Here is a 19,419-nt window from a genome sequence, read left to right on the forward strand (position 1 = left end):
GTCTCCCGCTCGGCGCGCGCGGCGCGCGACGCCCGCCGCCCGCTCCTGGGAAGGGGTCGCGGGCGCGGAGCGTCGGGAGCGCCGAGCGCAAACGAGCTCAGGTCGTTGCTCGCCGGGTCGTTGCATGCCCCGTTCCAGCTCGCTCCGGGGCTCGTTCGGGGCGGTGCCCGCGGCGCCTCGCGCCGGCCGGTCGGCCGCGGGAGAGCGGTGGTCGCGCATCGCTGCACGCATTGAGCAAGCGCTTGCGCAATCAGCGCAGCCGGGTCGTCGCGCTCGAGGATCTGTCCCGGCGCGCCGCTGCGCGAGGTACGCGGCCACGTGCGCCGGACGCTCCTGGGCGTGAGCGAACAACAGGGGCTCCGGAGAGCCCCTTGCCTGGGCGGCATCCCTCAGCTCAGGTCGTCGAGCACCTCGGCGAGCGACCCGGCGACGACGGCCCGCTCAGGGGAGCCGATCTTGCGGGAGATCGTCCTGAACGCCGTCGACCACCGGGCGCGAGGAGCTCCCGGCGCGGTACATGAGATCCTGCCAGACGATGGAATCGCGCGTGGGGAACGCGCTCGTGATGTCGAGCGCGGTCGCGCCGTTCCTGATGAGCCGGAACCTGGGACGATCGTTCACGTTCAGCGGCGCGTCGAAGAACTGCGGCCCCGCGCCGACGTCGGCCTGGTACTGCGTGCCGCCGGACGTGATCTGGATACGCCCGCTCGACTTCAGCATGCCGAGCGCGAACACCCGATCGAGGAAGGGGACGTTGTTCTTGGAGGTGAACGCCTTGGGCTGCTTCAACGGATCCGGCTTCGCGGTGCTCAGGTGCATGCGGTGCGAATAGTACAGGACGTCACGCACGATCGTCGGCTGCCGGCGCGTCTTGAACCACGTCGTGTAATAGGCCGTCAGGTCGTACGTCGCGTACTGCATGGCCGAGTTGGGCCTCAGGGCGTGGCCCTCGTAGTGGTCGTTCCAGGTGAGGATCTGGACCATCTTCACGCCCGAGTCGATGGCGGCCTTCCAGCTCTTCTGCTGCGTCTTGAAGCCCGCCGTCTCGAGCGCCCACCCGGCGGTGGGGCGGTGATCCGTGTGGCTGACGGGCGGCGCGTAAGGGATCCCGTTCTGGTCGCCCCACGTCTTCAGCGTGCCCAGGTTGGACGTGAAGTTGCTGCTGTAGGGGAGGTTGTCCCAGCGCGAGAAGACAGCGCCCGCCATGAAGGGCTTCATCGCGTTGCGGTTCGCCTCCGAGGGATCGAGCAAAGACCCCCACAGCACCGCGTCGATACCGTGCCGCGTCTTCAGCTGATCGAAGAACTCGGTGTACCAGGACGCGGGCAGCGCCTCGGGCCGGAAGCTGCCGACCAGGTACTTGCCGTTGAGCTTCATCCACGAGGTGTGGCCCTTCAGCGTGGCGAGGTCGTCGGCCCGCTGCCGGGGCTCGTCCTTCCCCGCGTTCGTCGAGAGGATATGGCTGTCGACGTTCGGGATGACGTAGAAGGGCGCGGCCGGGTTCTCGGCGTTGAACGCGTCGGCCGCGTCGAGCATGTTCGTCACCCACTTCCAGCGCGAGTCCGTCGTCCGGAACCAGAAGTTCACCAGGAACCCGTCGATCCCGACGGCCGCGGCCGTCTCGACGTCGAGCTTCATGTCGCGCTCGGCGTAGTCCGCCTCCGCCGGCGGGACGGGCAGGATCGGGATGGGCCGATCGCGCAGCCACCCGCCGATCGACGCGTACTGCCCCGTCGGCTGGAGCCAGCCGACGAACTTGTCGGCGCCCGTCGAGGAGACCTGTCGGAGCGGGAAGTTGTGCCAGTGCGCAAAGACCTTGTAGCCGCTGGACGCGAGCTCGGCCCTCGCCGGCATGTCGAACGGCAGGAGGGCGTTGTTCAGCTCGAAGGCGGCCTTGGTCGTGCCCGCCGCGGCGGCGCCCGCCAGCGCGGCGCCGCCCTCGGGCGCGGAGGCCGCCGATACGTCGTGCTCCTCGACCGCCGCCTCCTCCGAGGGGTCGCCCGCGTCGTCGGTGGGCGCCGCGCAGGACGGCAGCGCCGCCGCGCTGGCGATGAGGAGCAAGCCGTACTTCAGGCGAGAAAAGAACAAGTTTGACAAGGGTCCTCTCTCTCTTCGATCGACTCCGACCGAAATTATTGCAAGCTTCAATCGCGCATGCGCTACCCTCTGACCTTCTATCGAGTCGACGGTGGCTGTCGTCGAGTGTCTCGGCGAGCGCTGTGGTTATTCTCAAGGATGTGTCAGCAATGTGTCAATGATGCGCTGTGTATCAGCATGATTCAAGATCGCTTGAGCGCAACAGGAAATCGCGGTTTTTGTCGCCGCAGGGAGGGATCTGGATAAATCGAATACCACTGCATGTCGTATGTCGTGGCGTGGTGGCGTCGTGGCGTCGTGGCGTCGTGGCGTCGCGGCGTTGCACGACGCCTCCGGGGCAGGGTGGTGTAGGGTGTTCGGAGCTGTTTGCCGTGTCTCTCATCCATGGAGCTACTCCCAACCACAGAGCTGCCGCGTTCCCGATGCATCGGAGATGCTGAATTTTATACGGTACGAAGCTCGGTGCGCGATGGGCTCGGCCCGCTGCGCACCGCGCGGCTCTCGGCGCCGTCACGCCGTCACGCCGGCAGCAGCACGCGGAAGCAGCTCCCCCCGCCCTCGTTGTCCCTCACCTCGATCGTCCCGCCGTGCGCCTCGACGGCCAGCTTGCAGAACGTCAGCCCCAGGCCTCGGCCGGCGGAGAGGCAGGAGCTCCGCCCGTCGAGCCGGGCGTACCTGTCGAAGATGTGGTCGCGCAGATGGACAGGGATCCCGGGGCCCTCGTCGCGCACGACGACCTCCACCCAGCGCGCGTCGAGCCGCCGCGCCTCCACGCGCACGGCGCTGCGCGCGGGGCCATGGCGGAGGGCGTTGTCGAGGAGGTTCTGCAGCACCCGGCGCAGGAGGTCGCCGTCGGCCCGGACGCGGCAGCCGCCGGGCGCGCCCGGGCGGACCTCGATGCGCTGTTCGCGCGAGGCCGCGTGCGGCTCCAGGATCTCGGCCATCTCCCGGAACAACGCGGTGAGATCGATCTCCTCCAGCCGAGGGACGAGCGCCCCCATCTGGCGGCTCGAGGTGTCGAGCAGGTTCATCGCCGTGCGCTGGATGAGCTCGGCCGAGCAGAGCACCTTGCTCCAGCGGTGCTGTTCCCGCTCCGGGATCTCCGGATCGCGCAGCCGGCTCCTGGCAACCAGCATGATGCCCGCGGCGGGGCTCCGGAGGTCGTGCGCGAGGAGCTCGTTCAGCGCGTCGTTCTGCCGCTGGCCGTCCGCGAGCGCCTGAGACTGCTCCGCGAGGTCGCGCGTCGCCGCCTCGAGCTCGCTCATCCGCGCCTGGGCTCTGTCCGCACCCTCGCGGAGCTCGATGTTCTCCATCGCCAGCGCGGCGCCGTCGGCGAGCGCCTGCAGCAGCGTCAGCTCGTGCGCCGTGATCGTGTGCGCAGAGCCCCAGTAGCTCCCGAGCGCCCCGAGGGGAGCGCGGGCGTGGACTGGCACCATCGCCATGCTCCGCACGAACGTCGGCCTGTAGACGTCCATGGGGACCCGAGGATCGAGCGCGATGTCGTCGACGACCGCCGGCGACCGATGCTGCATCACCCACCCGCTGACGCAGCTCGACATCGGGAACCGTCTGCCTTGCCAGAGCGAGGAGATCGCATCTTCCTGGGCATAATGGCAGAGCTCACCTTCGCGGAGGACGAACGAAGCGCCGTCGGCGCCGGTGAGCTCCCGGCAGGCTCGGGCCGCGATTTGCATGAGGCTCTGGAGATCGCTCGCGCGCCATAGCTCCTGCACGACGCACAGGAGGCGCCCCGCGCCGTGGTTCTCCCGGAAGCTCAGCTCCTGACCGCCCGAGCGGGCCGGGTCATCAGGGCCGTTCGAGTTCATCTTCGATGTGCTCTAACGCCCGGTCCCGCTCTCGACAAGGCACTACTCCGTTGTACGACGCGCAGCGCTGCCCGGGATCGCACGGCGCCTCGGCCGGCGTCGTCGCGCCCGCCCGGCGCCGCTCGTCGGCCGCGCGACGCGCCGGAGCGTCCCGGCGGACGCCACGCTCGCGCCATGGCGCGCGCCGGCGCGGCGGACCGCACGCCGGCGCCGCGGCGCTCACGCCCGCGCGAGGCGACGGCGATGGCATGCAGAGGATGCATGAAGGACATGCAGTTTCCGATTTGGAAAATGTGTTTACAATGCCCCAGAACTCCGTCGGATCGACTCCATGCTGGGCACCGCGCGCCCGTGGGCGACCGGCTCGCCGCGATGGGCAACTCACGCCGTACGCCCGCCCGATCGCGCGGCGCCCAGCGTCTCCGAGGAAGGCATCATGATCGACACCAGCATCTCGTCGACGCAGGTCACGTCTCGTCGCGCCCGGCGCGCCGCCCGTCACGGCGACGCTCTGGCCCTCTTGTTCCTCGGCGCCCTCGGCCCGATCGTCGGATGCGCCGACGACGAGCTCGCGCTCGAGGCCCCGGTCGAGTCCTCCGCTCAGGAGCTCGCGAGCATCCCCAACATCCCGGATGAGGCCCTCCAGAAGACCCTGGCGCCCCTCCGGGCCCTCGAGGTCCCTGGCAGGGTCTACCTGAAATCGGTCGAGCAGACGCTCTCCGGCTCGGGGACCTTCACCGAGATCGTCCACGTCTATCAGCCCGACACGAACGGAGAGCGGATACGGTTCGAGCTCGCCGCGAAGACGTCGACGGGGCAGGTGGACTGGAACCACAGGTTCGAGTCGGTCAAGGTCACCTCGCGCCCTGGAGCGCCGGACCAGACGGAGCAAACGCTGTGGAACACCAGCGGCCAGCAGACGTACGAGCTCTCCAGCTCACGCCAGGGCTGGTACCGCGTCGAGTTCAGCTACGTCGCCCCGAACGCGGGCCGCACCCTGAGCTTCAAGGCGACCGACGTCTCGGGGAGCTCCCTGAAGATCGGCTGGGTCGACCCCGCGAGCGCCGCCGTGCAGATCAAGGCCAGGGTCGCCGTGGACGGCTCGGCGTCCCCGGTGTTCCTCAAGGGAGGCGCCTACCGGAACGCCGATCCCAGCCAGTCCGCCTACGCCGACAACGTGAAGCTCAACGGCAACCTGCTCTATCGCCGCGGGTTCGATCAGGGTCGTTACAACTTCCCGCTGGGGCAGCTCAACGTCGCGGAGCACACGCTCGAGTTCTCGCTCGGCGCCAGCAACTACAATCCTGCCAAGTTCTGGTTCGGCGTCAGCGAGAAGAGCTTCTCGCCGACCGGGGCCAAGACGAGCTGGGACCGGGTCCAGTTCCTCTACCAGGGCGCGATGCGCACGGGCGACTACGACGCCTGGAACGAGGGCGTGGCCTTCGCGCAGGGCGCCTCGGTCACGAACGGGGTCCGCCCGCCGCCCGTCCGCCGCGGCACGACGTTCTCGGTGGCCGTCGAGGACTCGAGCCTGAACGGGACCCAGAACGCGACGCTGCGGATCATCTCGGACGCCACGGGCGCGGAGGTCCCCTGGACGAAGTCTCTGCCCGCCGAGGGCGACTACAGGGGAGGGATCTTCGTGAACGGCGCGCTCTCCAGCCGGAACCGCGAGCACTGGCGGATCACCGTGCCGGGCGACGCGCCCGTCGGACGCTACTTCGTGCGCGCGTTCGCCCCCTCGGGCGCGCGGATCGGTCAGGACGTCGTGTTCTACGCGATCCACAACCCCTATCCGCTCGTCGCCAGCGGCGCCATCTCCAAGGCGGAGCTCGAGACGTACGGCTACGACGAGGACGAGGACGGCGTCAACGTGCACGGCGCGTACGGCGCCGATCAGGACAACATCCGCGACCACTTCACGGTGCTCTACGAGTGGTCGCCGCCGTACGAAGTGCACACGAAGCTCACCGGGGCGTTCCGCCGGACCACGGACGAGTCGAAGTTCTCGTTCCTGGATCACGCGGTGGCGGCGGCGCAGGGGACCACGAGCGAGTTCGAGACCATGCGCCGACTGTACCGGCTCGTCACGCAACGTTACCGGTACAGCCAGCCAACCAACCTGGGCGATGTGTCGTCCATCTTCCTGAGCGACGGACTGGATCCGGCCGAGTCGCTCCAGTACGGAAAGCCTAACTCGCAGCTCAGCTGGGAAGACGGCATCGGGGGCGTCCAGTGCTACGACTACGCTCCGGTCCTGGCGGCCATCGCCCGCAGCGCGGGTGTCCTCTCCCGGGTCGTGTCCAGCGACGGCAGCCTCGGCGGCTGGGGGAACCACTTCTTCACGGAGGCGTACATCCCCACCGTGCCCCACCACGGCGGCAAGCAGTCGAACAGCAGCTCGGCCCCGGACAGCGACACCGGTCCCTGGTACGTCTTCGACGCCACCAACCCCGATGGCTCCGGCAGCGTCCCGTATCAGTTCCTCTGGGAGCGCTACTCGGAGGGGATCGCGCCGCAGGCGCAGTACGGCAAGGCGACGTTCGTGCTCTCGGGGTACAAGCCTCGCGGCACGACGACGAACACCGTCACCTGGGATCCGCTGGGCCCCACGGACGACGTCGGCGCGGACGACGTCCTGTCGCTGCAGGCCGCGTACGAGTCCGGACCGGACTTCTGGCTGACGCAGAGCGGCGTGACGGGCTACCTCGGGCGCGGCGAGAAGGACGTCTATCGCATCAGCAAGGCGACCACGGGGGCAAGGGCGGTCTCCGTCAGGACGGTCGGCGGGAGCACCCTGCAGCCGGTGCTCTGCGTGGGGCCCTATGTCGATCCCAACGGCCCCCCGGTGGAGAACGAGCCCGACATGGCGCCCAGGTGGACGGCCTCCGTGCCGGCGCGCTGCGCCGATCGCGCGACGACCTATCCCCTCCCCGAGGGGGAGTCGTACGTGGTCGTCTTCCACGACCACGGTCAGCCGGATGACGTCTCCCCCGATCCGAACGACAGGCTCAAGCTGGGCGACTCGGTCCAGTACGTCCTCGACCTCGAGTTCTGAACCTGCCGAGATCCCTCCCGCCGTGCTGAGGGATCCCCTCCTGTTGCGGCCCTTTACAGGGGGAAATTGAACAGGGAGGCGGGGAGACGGGGAGTATCTTGAAGATTCTCCTCCCCGTCTCCCCGCCTCCCTGTGAATTTTCTGAAGAACTCGAGGGGATGCCTCAGCCCGCCATGGCGGGAGGGGCCGCGGACTACCCGCCGCCGTGCGAGTGAACCGTGGCGCTACCGCAGCCCGAGCAGCTGCTTCAGCGCTGGCAAGGAGCGACGGCTCACCGAGACGGTCTGACCATCGGAGAGGTGGAGCTGCGCGCCACCAGCGTCCGGCGTCAGCGCCCGCACGGCGCTCGCACGAACGAGCTCGGCCCGGTGCACGCGGACGAAGCCGAAGGGCGCGAGGCGCTCCTCCAGCGTGCTCAGGCTCTCCCGCAACAGATGCTCCTCGCCGTCGAAGAGGAAAGCCGTGTACTTGTCCTCGGCGCGAAAGCGCGTGACGAGGAGCGGATCGAAGAAGCGGACCTTGCCCCCGTCGTGAACTGTCAGGAGCGCGGCCGCGCTCGCCCCGGCGGCCGCCTCGGCGGCGCGCTCTCCATTCGCCGGAGCCGCCGGAGCCGCCGGAGCCGCCGGCGCCGGGGGTGGCTCCGGTGGACGCGCCGCGGTGGCCATGACCGACCGCGCGAGCAGGCGTTGCCTGACCTTCTCCAGGGCCCGCTCGAGGCGCTCCTGCACCACCGGCTTGAGCAGGTAGTCCACCGCATCGGCCTCGAAGGCGAGCGCCGCGTACTGCGCGTGCGCCGTGGTGAAGACCACGAGCGGCACGCCCACCGCCTCGGCCACGCCGAACCCGTCCAGCCCCGGCATGTCCACGTCGAGCAGGAGCAGATCGGGCTGGAGCTCGCGCGTGCGCTCGAGCGCGTGCGCGCCCGTCGCCGCCTCTCCGACCACCTCGACGTCCTCGACGCGGGCGAGCATGCGCACGAGCCGCGCGCGCGCGAGCGCTTCGTCGTCGACCACGAGCACGCGCACGGTCATCGATTCCACCTCGCCGGCAAGCGCAGCCGGGCCATGAACCCTCCCTCTGGACCGACCCCCGCGAACAGGCGGCCTTCGTCTCCATAGAGGAGCCGCAGCCGTTCCCGCAGATCGATCAGGCTGGTGCCGGTTCCACGGTGGCTCGAGCCGTCCGGGCCGGGGCCGTCGTCGAGCACGGAGAGCAGCAGATCGTCGCCGGCGAGCTCGGCGCGGAGGGTCACCGTGCCGCCCTCCACGCGGCGGCTGGCGCCGTGCTTGACGGCGTTCTCCACGAGCGGCTGGAGCAGCATCGGCGGCACCTTGATCGAGTGGAGCGCCGGGTCCACGAGGATCGCGACCCGGAGCCGCTCCCGGAAGCGGATCGTCTCGACCTCGAGGTAGTCGGTCACGTTGGCGATCTCGTCGCCGAGCGGGACGACGTGCCGCTCCGAGCCTTCGAGCGAGTAGCGAAAGAGCTTGGCGAGCCGCCCCAGGGTCTCCTCGGCGAGCTCGGGATCGGTGGCGATGAGGCTCATGACGCTGTTCAGGCTGTTGTACAGGAAGTGAGGGTTCGTTCGCACCTGGAGCAGCCGCACGCGGGCGTCGAGCGCGGCGAGCTGCTCCCGGTGCGCCAGGAGCTTCTCCGTCCGGATGCGGGCCATGAACTGCGCGTACACGTAGATCGCGCCGAGCCACAGGGCGCTGATGAGCATGCCCTTCACGACGAGGCCGAGCGGGTCCTTCACCATGTCCGGTGACATCACGCGCAGCACCGGGATGGACAGCAGCGTGCCCGCGGTCACGACGACGGCAGAGGTCAGGCCGTAGACGGTAAACCGGACGGGACGGGCGAGCCTCTGGAGAGGCAATCGCGCCAGGCCGGCGTTGTAGGCAGCCGCATGCGCGAGCACCATCACGTTGGTGTACAGCGTGATCGCAGCCAGGCTGCACAGCGCGACGGCCCAGCGCCTGCCGGGGTGATCCCATCGGAGCACGTCCATCGCGTCATCGTCGAGCAGCAGGGTGATGAAAGGCGGCGCGAGCGCGCCGAACCACATCGCTGCGCGCGGGATGAGGACGGGTCGCGACGGCCTGGTCTCGCTGCGGGCGGCGGCCACGATGTCGACAGGATAGCAGACGGCCGCCGCGCCGAGAGATGAACGCGACGAACGGTCGCTGACGCGCGACGAGCGGCGGCGCCTCGCGACGAGCGGCAGCGCCGCGCGTCCGCCGCGTGACGAGCGGCGCGGGGGCGCGAGGCGCTGCGCGCCGGCCGCGGCCGGCGCCGTCCGCTCGCGCGCTGGTACCGCCGGTCGCGCGCTGGCGTGCCCCCGTCGGCCGGCGCGAGCCGCGGCCGCCCGCGGGAGGCAGGGTGAGATCGCGGCGTGCCGATGGCGCGCAAGCAAGGGAGAGAGCGATGATCGCGACGAGACAGGTCGGGCGCCGGCGGACGCGCCTCGCAGCAGTGACGGTGGTGTCCCTCGCGCTCCTCGGCGCCGGCTCGGTCGGGCTGTGCGCCAGCGCGGGCTGGCTGCCGGCTCCCGAGGGCGCCGACGCGGGCCCGCTCGGGCCCCTGTCGGCCTTCTTGCTGCCGGCCGGAGAGGGAGCGCGCTTCGAGGGGCGCGTCGTGCAGCGGCTCGACGCCGGCTCGTACACGTACCTGGAAGTCGAGAGGGCGGAAGGGGAGCGCCGCTGGGTGGTCACCCTGTCGTCGTCGCGAGGCGCGCGCTCCCGGGCCGACGAGGTGCGGGTCATCGCCATGGGCTTCGCGGAGCGCTTCGCCTCGAAGCGGCTCGGGCGGTCGTTCGACGGCCTGTATTTCGCTGTCGTACAGCCCTTGTGACGTCACGACGAGATGAGGAGAGGAGAGCTCACATGATGAATGGATTGTTGTTGAAGCGCATCGCTGGCGGTCTGGGGATGCTCGCCGCCATGGCGGCGGGCGGCTGCGCTGACGACGGCGCGTCCTCCGCGGGCGACGGGACCGCGGGCGGACCGAACGGCGATGGAGGCGCGCCGCCGGGCGCGTCGTTCGACGGGTGCTCCAAGGCGGAGCTCGAGCAGGACCGCGAGGGCGGCCTGGAGCTCGCGGGGCCCGGCGTCGACGCCGGCACCGGCGCGTTGAAGCCGGGAAGCTACCTCGTCTCCACGACCTACCTCGCCATGAAGCCCGAGATGGCGCAGAAGATGATAGAGCTCTCCGGCCCTGTCATGGAAAGCCTGTCCACGATGAAGGGCTTCGTCGCGGTGGCGGCCACGAGCTCTTCCTCGTGCGCGGCGGTCCGTACGCTCACCGTCTGGGAGAGCGAACAGGACATGTACGCGTTCGTCGGCAGCCCGGCGCATGCCAGAGCCATGGGCCACGCCTCCTCCATCAGCCGCGGGACGAGCAACGTGATCTCGTGGGAGGGGAGCGAGCGGGAGGCGACCTGGGAGGAAGCCGCGAAGCGCCTCGAGAGCGAGGCCGGCGGCGACATCTGAGCGAGGCGCCGCGCCGCGGTGTCCGGCTTCGCTGGCCGACGCGGCTCGTCACGGGCGCGCGCGCGGCGCCACGTGCGAGTCCGCCGACGGCGGCCAGCCGAAGAACCGACGGTACTCCCGGCTGAACTGCGACTCGCTCTCGTAACCGACGTCGTGCGCGACGGCCTTCACCAGGCTTCCCGCGTGGAGCATCTGGCGTGCGCGCGTCAAGCGGAGCGCCTTCGTGTATTGCAGCGGCGAGGATCCGGTCATCGCCTTGAAGTGCTGATGGAACGTCGGGACGCTCATGTGCGCCAGCTGCGCGAGGTCGCCGACGCTCATTCGCTCTGCGAATCTCGTATTCATGTGGCGGAGGACGTGGGCGAGCTGGCTCACCGGGCCCTCCGCGAGGGCCCGGAGCGCATCGCCATGGGGGCCGTCGAGCACGAGAAAGAGCATCTCGCGAAGGGTCTGCCGCGCGAGCACTCTCGTACGTCGCTCATCGGTCAGGCAAGCGAGCAAGCGGGCCCCGGCGTCCTCGAGATCGCGCGGGAGCGGCGCGCGAAACACGCTGCGCGTCGAGCGCGCCGCGTGGGGCGCCGGCGGCGCGCTCAGCTCGAGGAGCAGCTCGCGCAGGAGGGCGAGCTCGATCTCGACCACCACGGTGAGCACGGGCTCATCGACCGACGCGGTGGTCCTGCAGAGCATCGGCAGCGGCGAGGTGACCACGAGGTAGTAGCCGGCGTTGTACGCGAACGTCTTGTCGCCCAGGATCGCCTGCTTCTCTCCAGCGCCGACGAGGATCAAGCTGGAAGGATAGAGGGTGGGCGTGGGCGGCTCCGCGACGGTCACGCGGTAGACGACGACGCCCGGATGACGCGTGCTGTTGCAACCCTCGTGGCGCGCCAGCGCGGCGATGCCAGCGGCCAGCGAGTTGCTCGATCGAGTCGCGCTCGACATACGCCTCATCGTACCTGCCCTGGGCGAGATGGCGCCAGCGGTTTGTCGCCTCGCTCATAGGATCGAGCATGCCTTCGATAGTTCCGTGTCTTCCGCTTCCAGGCGTCGCGGCTATCTATTGTCGCGTCAACTGGCCGCGCAGGCAGGCACGGCCTATCGAGAGGAGTGAGACATGGCTCAGCAGGACCAGGGCGCGCTCGCGGGGCGCGTCGCCGTCATCACAGGAGCGTCGAGCGGCATCGGTGAAGCGACAGCAAAGGCGCTCGCCGCCCGCGGCGCGCGCGTGGCGTTGCTCGCTCGCCGGAAGGAGAGGCTCGATGCGCTCAGCGGCGCCATCCGGGAGGCAGGCGGCGAGGCCGCCGCATGGCAGGTCGACGTGACCGATCGAGGGGCCGTCGAGCGCGTCGCCTCCGAGGTCATCGAGAAGCTCGGGCGCGTGGATATCGTCGTGAACAACGCCGGCGTCATGCTGCCGAACCCGATCGAGGCCAGGCGCGTCGAGCAGTGGCAGCAGCAGATCGACCTCAACATCACGGGCCTCATGAACGTCATCGGCGCGTTCACCTCGGCGCTCGTGCAGGCCGGCTCCGGCCCGGGGCCGGCGGATCTCGTGAACATCTCGTCGATCGCCGGCAAGAACATCTTCCCGGCCTTCGCGGTGTACAGCGGGACGAAGGCGTTCGTGAGCCATCTGTCGATCCACCTCCGCGCCGAGCTGGGCTCCAAGGGGGTGCGCGTGACGGCCATCGAGCCAGGCATCGTCGGCACGGAGCTGCAGAGCCACGTCGACTTCCACGGCGCGCGCGACTGGCTCGAGGGGTCGAAGTCGCAGATGGAGTGGCTCACCCCCGAGGACGTGGCCGAGGCCATCGCGTTCACCGTGAGCCTGCCGAAGCGGGTCAACCTGCAGCAGGTCACGATCATGCCGACCGGCCAGCCCTCGTAGGTCGGGCCCAGGCGGCCTGTCGGCTCGCTCTGCCCCGGCGTGGGTCCCTTGTATACCCGTCGCCATGACGGTTGATTCCGGCGCACCCACGTTCACATCGTGAAACCCCGCGTCTCCTTACCGATCCATTGAAATGTTGCGATGCTTGTTGACATGTCGACCCGCGACGTCGTATCTCGAACGATCAGCCGTGGACCGCTGGGCGCAGCGAGCGAGCTACGAGCGAGGAGGGTGTCATGAGGGTGATGGGGCGATGTCGGCTGGCGGTCTGCGGGCTCACGTTGATGACCGCGGCATGCGGATCGGGCGAGAGCATCAGCGCAGGCGAGAAGGTTGCGCTCCTCACACGAGCGCCGACTCCGGCGAACGAGTTCACTCCGGTGGAGCTCGAGGCCACGATCGACAACCTCGTCGCCGAGATGAACGAGAACGCGATCGAGCCGATGCACATGGCGATCCTGCTGAAGACCATGACCGGCTTCTTTGCGCCGGTCGCCACGGGTGCCAATCGGGCGATGGGTGAGCTCGGGGTCACGGGGAACGTGTTCGCGCCCTCTGGAGAGGCGCGCGGCGGCGTTGAATCGCAGGCCATCCAGACCGAGCAAATCAAGGATATGGTGGCGAGCGGCGCCGAAGGGATCGGCGTCGCGCCCTACGGTGACGCTCAGAAAGAGGCCATCGAGGAGGCCGTCGCGAACGGGGTCCACGTTGTGACGCTCGATACCGACGTGGCGGCCGACAAGCGCTCGCTCTACGTCGGGACCCTCAACCGGGCTGCCGGAGCCACGGCGGCGACGACCCTGCTCAAGCATCTGCCCCCGCCGCCGGGCACGGTGATGATCCACGGCCAGCTGATCCAGGGTTGGGCCGACGGGCTCGATCGGACGCAGGGTGCCCAGGCGGCGCTCGAGAGCGCCGGTTACAAGGTCGTGGTGAGTCAAGCCATCTTCGACGGCGATGACCAGGTTGACCTCGACTGGATGAAGTTCCAGTTCGATGCCGCGGATCCGCCCGTGGCGGGCATGCTCGGCCTGTTCGACATCTCGTACAGGTGCGCGATGCTCACCGAGCTCGTGGGCAAGCCGGAGCTCCCCGTCGTCGCGTTCGACTTCGACCCGAAGACGGTCGAGTTCATGCGCGAGGGGCGCATCAAGGCCACCCACACCCAGCGGCAGTACTACGAGGGCTACATCGCTCCTTACATCCTCTACGGCATCAAGATCATCGGGCTCGACGCGACCAGGCAGATCCTCGCTCCCCTGATGATGGGCGACCCGAGCCGGGTGAACATCGGCGTCGACGTGGTCCCGGCAGACAAGGTCGACGAATACTACGCCTTCCTCGACAAGATCGGCGCGAGCCAGTAGCGATGGGGCGTGGACAACCTCGATATCATCCGCCAGCGGCTCCACAATGAGCGCCTCGTGGGGCGCCCGTGCGAGCGGCCCGAGGACGTGGTTCGAGGGTTATGCGCGGTGCAGGCCCAGGACTACGCCGGGGCGAAGTGGGCCATCGCGCAGCGGACCACCGACGCCACGGACGCCGAGCTCGATCGGCTGTTCAACGACGGCAAGCTCCTCCGCACCCATGTCCTGCGGCCCACGTGGCATCTGGTGATGCCCCAGGACATCCGCTGGATGCTCGGCCTCACGGCCCCGCGCGTGAACGCCGCGAACGCCTACCAGTATCGACAGCTCGAGCTCGACGACGCGGTGTTCGCCAGGAGCAACGACGCGCTCGTGAAGGCCTTGCAGGGCGGTGTCCAGCTCACACGAGCGGAGATCGCGCGGGTGGTCGAGGGGGCCGGCATCCGCGCGAGCGGCCTGCGGCTCGCTTACCTCCTGATGCGCGCCGAGCTCGACGCGATCCTCTGCAGCGGCCCGCTCCGCGGCAAGCAGTTCACCTATGCCCTGCTCGACGAGCGGGCCCCGGGGGCGAAGCTGCCGGGCCACGACGAGGCGCTGGCCGAGCTCGCGAGGCGCTACTTCGCGAGCCACGGGCCAGCGCTGGTGAAGGACTTCGCCTGGTGGTCGGGGCTCACCTTGACGCAGGCCAGGGCCGGCGTCGAGATGGCCAAGGCGCACCTCCAGCACGAGACGGTCGACGGCAAGGTCTACTGGTTCGCGGTCGGACAGGCGATCTGCGGCGAGCTCGAGGCCCCGCTCGTTCACCTCCTGCCCAACTACGATGAATACGTCATCGCCTACAAGGACCACAGCGCGACGCTCGACCCCGCGCTGTCGAGCCTCGCCGGCGACGCGCTCATGGCGCACCTCGTCGTCCTCGACGGCCGGGTCGTCGGCGGCTGGCGCCGCGCCATCCAGAAGAAAGCGGTCGCGGTCACGATGAACCTCCCGCTGCGGCCGAAGAAGGGCGAGAAGGACGCCCTGCAAAGGGCCGTCGAGCGGTACAGCCGGTTCCTGGGGATGCCTGTCACGACGTCGTGGGCGAAGTAGGGCGCGGTGGTGTCGTATACGTGAAGGTAGAAGACGTCGCTCACGGATCCCGCGCGCACCGGAGCCCGATGCCGGCCGCGCGGGTCGTGGGAACCCGATAGTCGCGGGTGGAGAGGAGCAGCGCCTCCGCGACGCTGCGCCAGCCGCCGCCGCGCATCACCCGATCCGTCCCGCCCGTCGTGACGGCGCAGTCCACGCAGTCGGGCGCATAGTCCGCGTGCCAGTCCAGCGCCCACTCCCACACGCCCCCCGCCAGATCCGCTTGCTTGAACAGCCCGTCTCCTTGCGGTGACCTCGATCCGACCGGAAGGACGTCCTCGATCACGCACCCCGCCAGATCGCTGCCATTGCAGGCATACACAGCGTGATCCGGATCGATGGCGACATCGTCCGGCGAGGCGGACCACGGATACGGACGCTGCTCGGCGCCGCCGGCCGCCGCGTAGCCCAGCTCCGCGTCTGTCGGCAGCCGGCCGCCGTCCCACGCGCAGAACGCAAACGCCAGGTGCCAGCTCACGCAGTTCATCGCCAGGCGCTCGTTCGCGCCGGGCTCATCCGTCCACACCCACGCCAGGCCCTCCGAATCGCAGCGCAGCCCTTCCACGAGCTTCGCCCTGTCCGCCGGCAGAGACTCGTCCCACGTCGCGTACCACCCGCTGCCCGCGATCCTCGGGTGGGCGCCGGCGTCCACGGCTGGCCGGCTCCCGGGATACGCGTCCACGAACGCGCGGAACCGCCCCAGCGTGACCTCGAACCGATCGAGCAGGAAGTCGCTCACCGTGGCCGGGAAAGCCGGGTCGTTGCTCCGGTTGAACGTGCCGCCGGTCACCAGCTCGCTCGCGCAGCAGCTCTCGTCTTCCGCCGGCCCGCACGTCGTAGGCAGCCCGGTGCAGCGACTGCCGGTTTCCACGCCGCCGCCGCCACCGCCGCCGTCGGCGCCGCCGCCACCGCTGCCGTCGGCGCCGCCGCCACCGCTGCCGTCGGCGCCGCCGCCGCCGCCGCCGTGCTGCTCTACTGGATGGTAGGGCTTGTCCAGCCCGACGACCGTCGTGCACCCGACGCCCGGCAGGCACAGCGCCACCCAGGACCACCGCGTAGATCGCTTCCTCATGCTCGTACCTCTGTTATCGAGGCGAGAGCCAGGAATCAATAGAGCGCTGCTGGATGGCCGGAGGAGGGGCATCCTCGTGTGACGCGCGCGGGCGCGGCTCGGCCGCAGGACGCGCGAGGTGGATCAGGGGCCGACGTCCAAGGCCTCGAGGCCGTAGCGCTCGAAGGAGCAGAGCGCGCGGTCGCCGGAGAGATGCCCTGAGGGGTGTTCCACGAGCGAGTTGACGACGCGCGCCGAGGACCGTAGCTTTCGCGGCCCAATGGCCCCAAGCGGTTATCTCGAGCGAATCCTGCGCGCCCGCGTCTACGACGTCGCCCAGGAAAGCCCCCTGGAGGATGCGCCGCGGCTCTCCGCGCGCCTGGGCAACCGCGTGCTGATCAAGCGCGAGGACCTGCAGCCCGTCTTCTCCTTCAAGCTGCGCGGCGCTTACAACAAGATCTCCTCGCTGAGCGCGGCCGAGAAGGCGCGCGGCGTGATCGCCGCCTCGGCGGGCAACCACGCGCAGGGGGTGGCCCTCGCCGCCCAGCGGCTCGGCATCCGCGCCTGCATCGTGATGCCGACCACGACTCCCCGGATCAAGGTCGACGCCGTGCGTGCGCTCGGCGCGGAGATCGAGCTGATCGGGGATTCTTACGACGAAGCCTACGCCCACGCCAAGACGCTCGAAGCGAGCGATGGGCTGACCTTCGTGCACCCGTACGACGACCCGGACGTGATCGCGGGTCAGGGCACCATCGCCCTGGAGATCATGCGCCAGCATCGCGGATCGCTGGACGCCATCTTCGTGCCCGTGGGCGGCGGCGGGCTGATCGCCGGTATCGGCGCGTACATCAAGCATCTGTACCCCGAGATCAAGCTCATCGGCGTGGAGCCGGACGACGCCGCGTGTCTGCGCGCGGCGCTCGACGCGGGCGAGCGCGTACGGCTGAGTCAGGTCGGGCTGTTCGCCGACGGCGTGGCGGTCCGTCAGGTGGGCGAGGAGCCGTTTCGCATCGCCCAGCGCTGCGTGGATGACGTGATCGTGGTGGACACCGACGCCATCTGTGCCGCCATCAAGGATATCTTCGACGACACGCGCTCGATCGCCGAGCCGTCAGGCGCGCTGGCGGTCGCGGGCCTCAAAGCGTACGTCGAACGCGAGGGCCTGGGCGGAAAGACGCTGGTGGCGATCCTCAGCGGTGCGAACATGAACTTCGACCGCCTGCGGCACGTGGTCGAGCGGGCAGAGCTCGGCGAGCAGCGCGAGGCGCTGTTCGCGGTCACCATTCCGGAGCGACCGGGCGCGTTCCGCGAGTTCTGCCAGCTCCTCGGGCGCGCGAACATCACGGAGTTCAATTATCGTTTCGGGCGTGCGGACGAGGCGCAGATCTTCGTCGGCGTGGGCCTGACCCACGGGCGCAAGCAGCGCGACGAAATTCTGGAGCGCCTCCACGACGCCAGGCTGCCGGTCATCGACCTCAGCATGGACGAGATGGCCAAGTTGCACGTGCGCTACATGGTCGGCGGGCGCGCCCCGACAGCGAACGAGCGGCTCCTGCGTTTCGAGTTCCCGGAGCGCCCCGGGGCGCTGATGCAATTCCTCACGCACATCGGCGGGCGCTGGAACATCAGCCTGTTCCACTACCGCAACCACGGCGCCGCGTTCGGGCGAGTCCTCGCCGCCTTGCAGGTCCCGGAGCCCGAATACGACGAGTTCGACCGTTTTCTCACCGACCTCGGTTATCCGTTCATCGAGGAGACGAAGAATGCCGCCTATCATCTCTTCTTGAGATGATGAAACACCGGCCCTCGCCGGTGGGGATGTACGTCACGTCCGTCACCCAGACCCGGTTGGTCGTTTGGTGGGCGCTTGGTGGGCGTGCTCGGGTGAGCGTCGACTCTCGCCCGCGTTCCGGCCTGCGCTTCGATGCCTGGTCCTCCCCCGTAGGAGGGCGCTTCACCGCTTCACACAGGGCGTGTCCGGGGCTCCGGCTGCGGTCCGTCGTCGAGGATCGACAGGTCGAGATCGCGGAGCTGCTCGGGGTCGCCCATGACGTCGATCCGGGCGATCTTCCCCTGCGCGAGCGTGAAGAGGAGCACCCGGAAGAGCCGCCCGTGCGGGGCCACGACGACGCCCACCGCGCCGTCCACGAGGGCAGGGCGGGCGAACCTGGCGCCGCGCGCGCCGGAGATCGCCTGCTTGGCCCAGGCGCGCGCGCCGCGGACCTCGGTCCCAGCCGGGGGCGCGGCCGTGGCGTCGGAGCGGATCACGACGTCCGGATCGAGGATCGCCACGAGCGCGTCGAAGTCGCCGCCGCGCATCGCCGCGAGGAAGGCGTCGACGACCTCGCGCTGGCGGCCGACGTCGGCGTCCGGAGACGGGGGCGCTCCCTGCACGCGGCGGCGGGCGCGGCTCGCGAGCTGCCTCGCCGCGGCCGGGGAGCGGCCCACGATGGCGGCGATCTCCTCGAAGGGCACCGCGAACAGGTCGTGCAGCACGAACGCGAGCCGCTCGGCGGGGGTCAGCGTGTCGAGCACCACGAGCAGCGCGAGGCCGATGGAGTCGGCCAGCACCGCCTCGCGCTCGGGGTCGGTCCCGGCCTCGCGGTCCGCGGCGGCGTCGGGCGCGGCCATCGGCTCCTCGCGCCGCGCCTTGCGCGAGCGCAGCATGTCGAGGCACACCCGCGCCACGACCGTCGTCAGCCACCCGCCCAGGTTCTCGACGCCGCTCGTGTCGGCGCGGCTCAGGTGGAGCCAGGACTCCTGCACGGCGTCCTCCGCCTCGCCCACGGAGCCGAGCATCCGGTACGCCACCGCCCGCAGGTGGGCCCGGTGGGCCTCGAACCGCTCCGCCAGCCAACGATTTTCATCCATCGGTCACACTCCCTCGTCTCGCTTCGTCATGGCTGTGACGAACGAACCGTAGCCGATGTGACGACGCGAACGGACGTTCAGCGCCCCGTCACGGTCGGCGAGCACACCCCTACCCTCGAGAGGATCACGACCATGCTGAAAGCACGGATGAAGAACCCCGCGATGCTCATCCCCGGCGTCATTCCGCCCATCCAAGCCCTGCTCGGCGCGGTGAAGAAGAGCGGCGTGCCGGCGCGGACGCTCGAGCTCGTCCACCTGCGGACGAGCCAGATCAACGGGTGCGGCTTCTGCGTCGACATTGGCGCGCGCGAGCTCAGGAAGGCGGGCGAGAGCGACGAGCGCCTGTTCGCCGTGGCGGCCTGGCGCGAGGCGCCCTATTTCACCGACGCGGAGCGCGCCGCGCTGGCGCTCGCCGAGGCCGCGACGAGGCTCAGCGATCGCGCGGATCCGGTGCCCGACGACGTCTGGGAGGAGGCTACGAAGCACCACGACGAGCCGGCGCTCGCGGCGCTGATCCTGCACATCGCGCTGATCAACTGCTTCAATCGCGTCAACGTCACCACTCGGCAGATCGCCGGTTCGATGAAGGTGGAGGCGATGGCGGACACCCGCTGAGGAGGCGTCACCACGCCCCGAGGTTCA

15 protein-coding genes are annotated in these 19,419 nt (G+C 69.7%); 8 read left to right on the forward strand and 7 right to left on the reverse strand.

The window, feature by feature from the left end; translation table 11 throughout:
- Positions 1 to 441: 441 nt before the first annotated feature.
- Together WME76_RS40350 and WME76_RS40355 are read right to left on the reverse strand one after the other, a co-directional pair.
- Positions 442 to 2,088 (reverse strand): endo-1,3-alpha-glucanase family glycosylhydrolase, encoded by a 1,647-nt coding sequence (locus WME76_RS40350; protein ID WP_437957474.1) that lies wholly within the window; start codon positions 2,086 to 2,088, stop codon positions 442 to 444.
- A 527-nt stretch (positions 2,089 to 2,615) separates the two neighbouring features.
- Positions 2,616 to 3,923 (reverse strand): ATP-binding protein, encoded by a 1,308-nt coding sequence (locus WME76_RS40355; protein ID WP_437957475.1) that lies wholly within the window; start codon positions 3,921 to 3,923, stop codon positions 2,616 to 2,618.
- Positions 3,924 to 4,359: 436 nt separating this feature from the next.
- Between WME76_RS40355 and WME76_RS40360 the strand changes: the two genes are divergently transcribed.
- Entirely contained in the window at positions 4,360 to 6,981 is a 2,622-nt protein-coding gene (locus WME76_RS40360) for a transglutaminase-like domain-containing protein (protein WP_437957476.1), read from the forward strand.
- 224 nt (positions 6,982 to 7,205) lie between these two features.
- On the opposite strand, the gene WME76_RS40365 is transcribed toward WME76_RS40360, so the two are convergent.
- Positions 7,206 to 8,012 (reverse strand): LytR/AlgR family response regulator transcription factor, encoded by an 807-nt coding sequence (locus WME76_RS40365; RefSeq protein ID WP_437957477.1) that lies wholly within the window; start codon positions 8,010 to 8,012, stop codon positions 7,206 to 7,208.
- Positions 8,009 to 9,109: a sensor histidine kinase gene (locus WME76_RS40370; RefSeq protein ID WP_437957478.1), complete on the reverse strand. Its 1,101-nt coding sequence runs from the start codon at positions 9,107 to 9,109 to the stop codon at positions 8,009 to 8,011. The genes WME76_RS40365 and WME76_RS40370 overlap by 4 nt, the downstream gene beginning before the upstream one ends.
- A 299-nt stretch (positions 9,110 to 9,408) precedes the next feature.
- On the opposite strand from WME76_RS40370, the gene WME76_RS40375 reads away from it, so the two are divergent.
- Together WME76_RS40375 and WME76_RS40380 are read left to right on the forward strand one after the other, a co-directional pair.
- A complete protein-coding gene (locus WME76_RS40375; protein ID WP_437957479.1) occupies positions 9,409 to 9,834 on the forward strand; it encodes a hypothetical protein in 426 nt (141 codons plus the stop codon).
- A 32-nt stretch (positions 9,835 to 9,866) separates the two neighbouring features.
- Positions 9,867 to 10,472, forward strand: a complete 606-nt coding sequence (locus tag WME76_RS40380) for an antibiotic biosynthesis monooxygenase family protein (protein ID WP_437957480.1) — start codon at positions 9,867 to 9,869, stop codon at positions 10,470 to 10,472.
- Positions 10,473 to 10,520: 48 nt separating this feature from the next.
- Here the strand turns inward: WME76_RS40380 and WME76_RS40385 are convergent, their stop codons facing one another.
- A complete protein-coding gene (locus WME76_RS40385) occupies positions 10,521 to 11,411 on the reverse strand; it encodes an AraC family transcriptional regulator N-terminal domain-containing protein (protein WP_437957481.1) in 891 nt (296 codons plus the stop codon).
- Between the two features lie 172 nt (positions 11,412 to 11,583).
- On the opposite strand from WME76_RS40385, the gene WME76_RS40390 reads away from it, so the two are divergent.
- The 3 genes from WME76_RS40390 to WME76_RS40400 all read left to right on the forward strand — a co-directional run bounded on the left by WME76_RS40390 (position 11,584) and on the right by WME76_RS40400 (position 14,813).
- Entirely contained in the window at positions 11,584 to 12,357 is a 774-nt protein-coding gene (locus WME76_RS40390; RefSeq protein ID WP_437957482.1) for an SDR family oxidoreductase, read from the forward strand.
- 236 nt (positions 12,358 to 12,593) lie between these two features.
- Positions 12,594 to 13,724 (forward strand): sugar ABC transporter substrate-binding protein, encoded by a 1,131-nt coding sequence (locus WME76_RS40395; protein WP_437957483.1) that lies wholly within the window; start codon positions 12,594 to 12,596, stop codon positions 13,722 to 13,724.
- 9 nt (positions 13,725 to 13,733) lie between these two features.
- On the forward strand, positions 13,734 to 14,813 hold the full coding sequence (locus tag WME76_RS40400) for a winged helix DNA-binding domain-containing protein (RefSeq protein WP_437957484.1): 1,080 nt from the start codon (positions 13,734 to 13,736) through the stop codon (positions 14,811 to 14,813).
- Positions 14,814 to 14,853: 40 nt separating this feature from the next.
- Here the strand turns inward: WME76_RS40400 and WME76_RS40405 are convergent, their stop codons facing one another.
- On the reverse strand, positions 14,854 to 15,924 hold the full coding sequence (locus WME76_RS40405; RefSeq protein WP_437957485.1) for a formylglycine-generating enzyme family protein: 1,071 nt from the start codon (positions 15,922 to 15,924) through the stop codon (positions 14,854 to 14,856).
- A 259-nt stretch (positions 15,925 to 16,183) separates the two neighbouring features.
- On the opposite strand from WME76_RS40405, the gene ilvA reads away from it, so the two are divergent.
- Entirely contained in the window at positions 16,184 to 17,698 is a 1,515-nt protein-coding gene (ilvA, locus tag WME76_RS40410; RefSeq protein ID WP_437957486.1) for a threonine ammonia-lyase, biosynthetic, read from the forward strand.
- Between the two features lie 170 nt (positions 17,699 to 17,868).
- Here the strand turns inward: ilvA and WME76_RS40415 are convergent, their stop codons facing one another.
- Positions 17,869 to 18,777 (reverse strand): sigma-70 family RNA polymerase sigma factor, encoded by a 909-nt coding sequence (locus WME76_RS40415; protein WP_437957487.1) that lies wholly within the window; start codon positions 18,775 to 18,777, stop codon positions 17,869 to 17,871.
- Positions 18,778 to 18,912: 135 nt separating this feature from the next.
- Here WME76_RS40415 and WME76_RS40420 point away from each other — a divergent pair, with 135 nt between their 5' ends.
- Positions 18,913 to 19,392, forward strand: coding sequence for a carboxymuconolactone decarboxylase family protein (locus WME76_RS40420; protein ID WP_437962212.1), 480 nt, complete (start codon positions 18,913 to 18,915; stop codon positions 19,390 to 19,392).
- Positions 19,393 to 19,419: the final 27 nt, after the last annotated feature.

Source organism: Sorangium sp. So ce119, from assembly GCF_051524405.1.
Taxonomy (GTDB): domain Bacteria; phylum Myxococcota_A; class Polyangia; order Polyangiales; family Polyangiaceae; genus Sorangium; species Sorangium cellulosum_G.

Excerpts from the sequence above, each read along its gene's own strand:
- WME76_RS40390 (WP_437957482.1), top strand. The coding sequence starts at position 11,584 with ATGGCTCAGCAGGACCAGGGCGCGCTCGCGGGGCGCGTCGCCGTCATC.
- WME76_RS40385 (WP_437957481.1), bottom strand. The coding sequence starts at position 11,411 with ATGTCGAGCGCGACTCGATCGAGCAACTCGCTGGCCGCTGGCATCGCC.
- WME76_RS40365 (WP_437957477.1), bottom strand. The coding sequence starts at position 8,012 with ATGACCGTGCGCGTGCTCGTGGTCGACGACGAAGCGCTCGCGCGCGCG.
- ilvA (WP_437957486.1), top strand. The coding sequence starts at position 16,184 with ATGGCCCCAAGCGGTTATCTCGAGCGAATCCTGCGCGCCCGCGTCTAC.
- WME76_RS40395 (WP_437957483.1), top strand. The coding sequence starts at position 12,594 with ATGAGGGTGATGGGGCGATGTCGGCTGGCGGTCTGCGGGCTCACGTTG.
- WME76_RS40375 (WP_437957479.1), top strand. The coding sequence starts at position 9,409 with ATGATCGCGACGAGACAGGTCGGGCGCCGGCGGACGCGCCTCGCAGCA.
- WME76_RS40360 (WP_437957476.1), top strand. The coding sequence starts at position 4,360 with ATGATCGACACCAGCATCTCGTCGACGCAGGTCACGTCTCGTCGCGCC.
- WME76_RS40380 (WP_437957480.1), top strand. The coding sequence starts at position 9,867 with ATGATGAATGGATTGTTGTTGAAGCGCATCGCTGGCGGTCTGGGGATG.
- WME76_RS40415 (WP_437957487.1), bottom strand. The coding sequence starts at position 18,777 with ATGGATGAAAATCGTTGGCTGGCGGAGCGGTTCGAGGCCCACCGGGCC.
- WME76_RS40355 (WP_437957475.1), bottom strand. The coding sequence starts at position 3,923 with ATGAACTCGAACGGCCCTGATGACCCGGCCCGCTCGGGCGGTCAGGAG.
- WME76_RS40405 (WP_437957485.1), bottom strand. The coding sequence starts at position 15,924 with ATGAGGAAGCGATCTACGCGGTGGTCCTGGGTGGCGCTGTGCCTGCCG.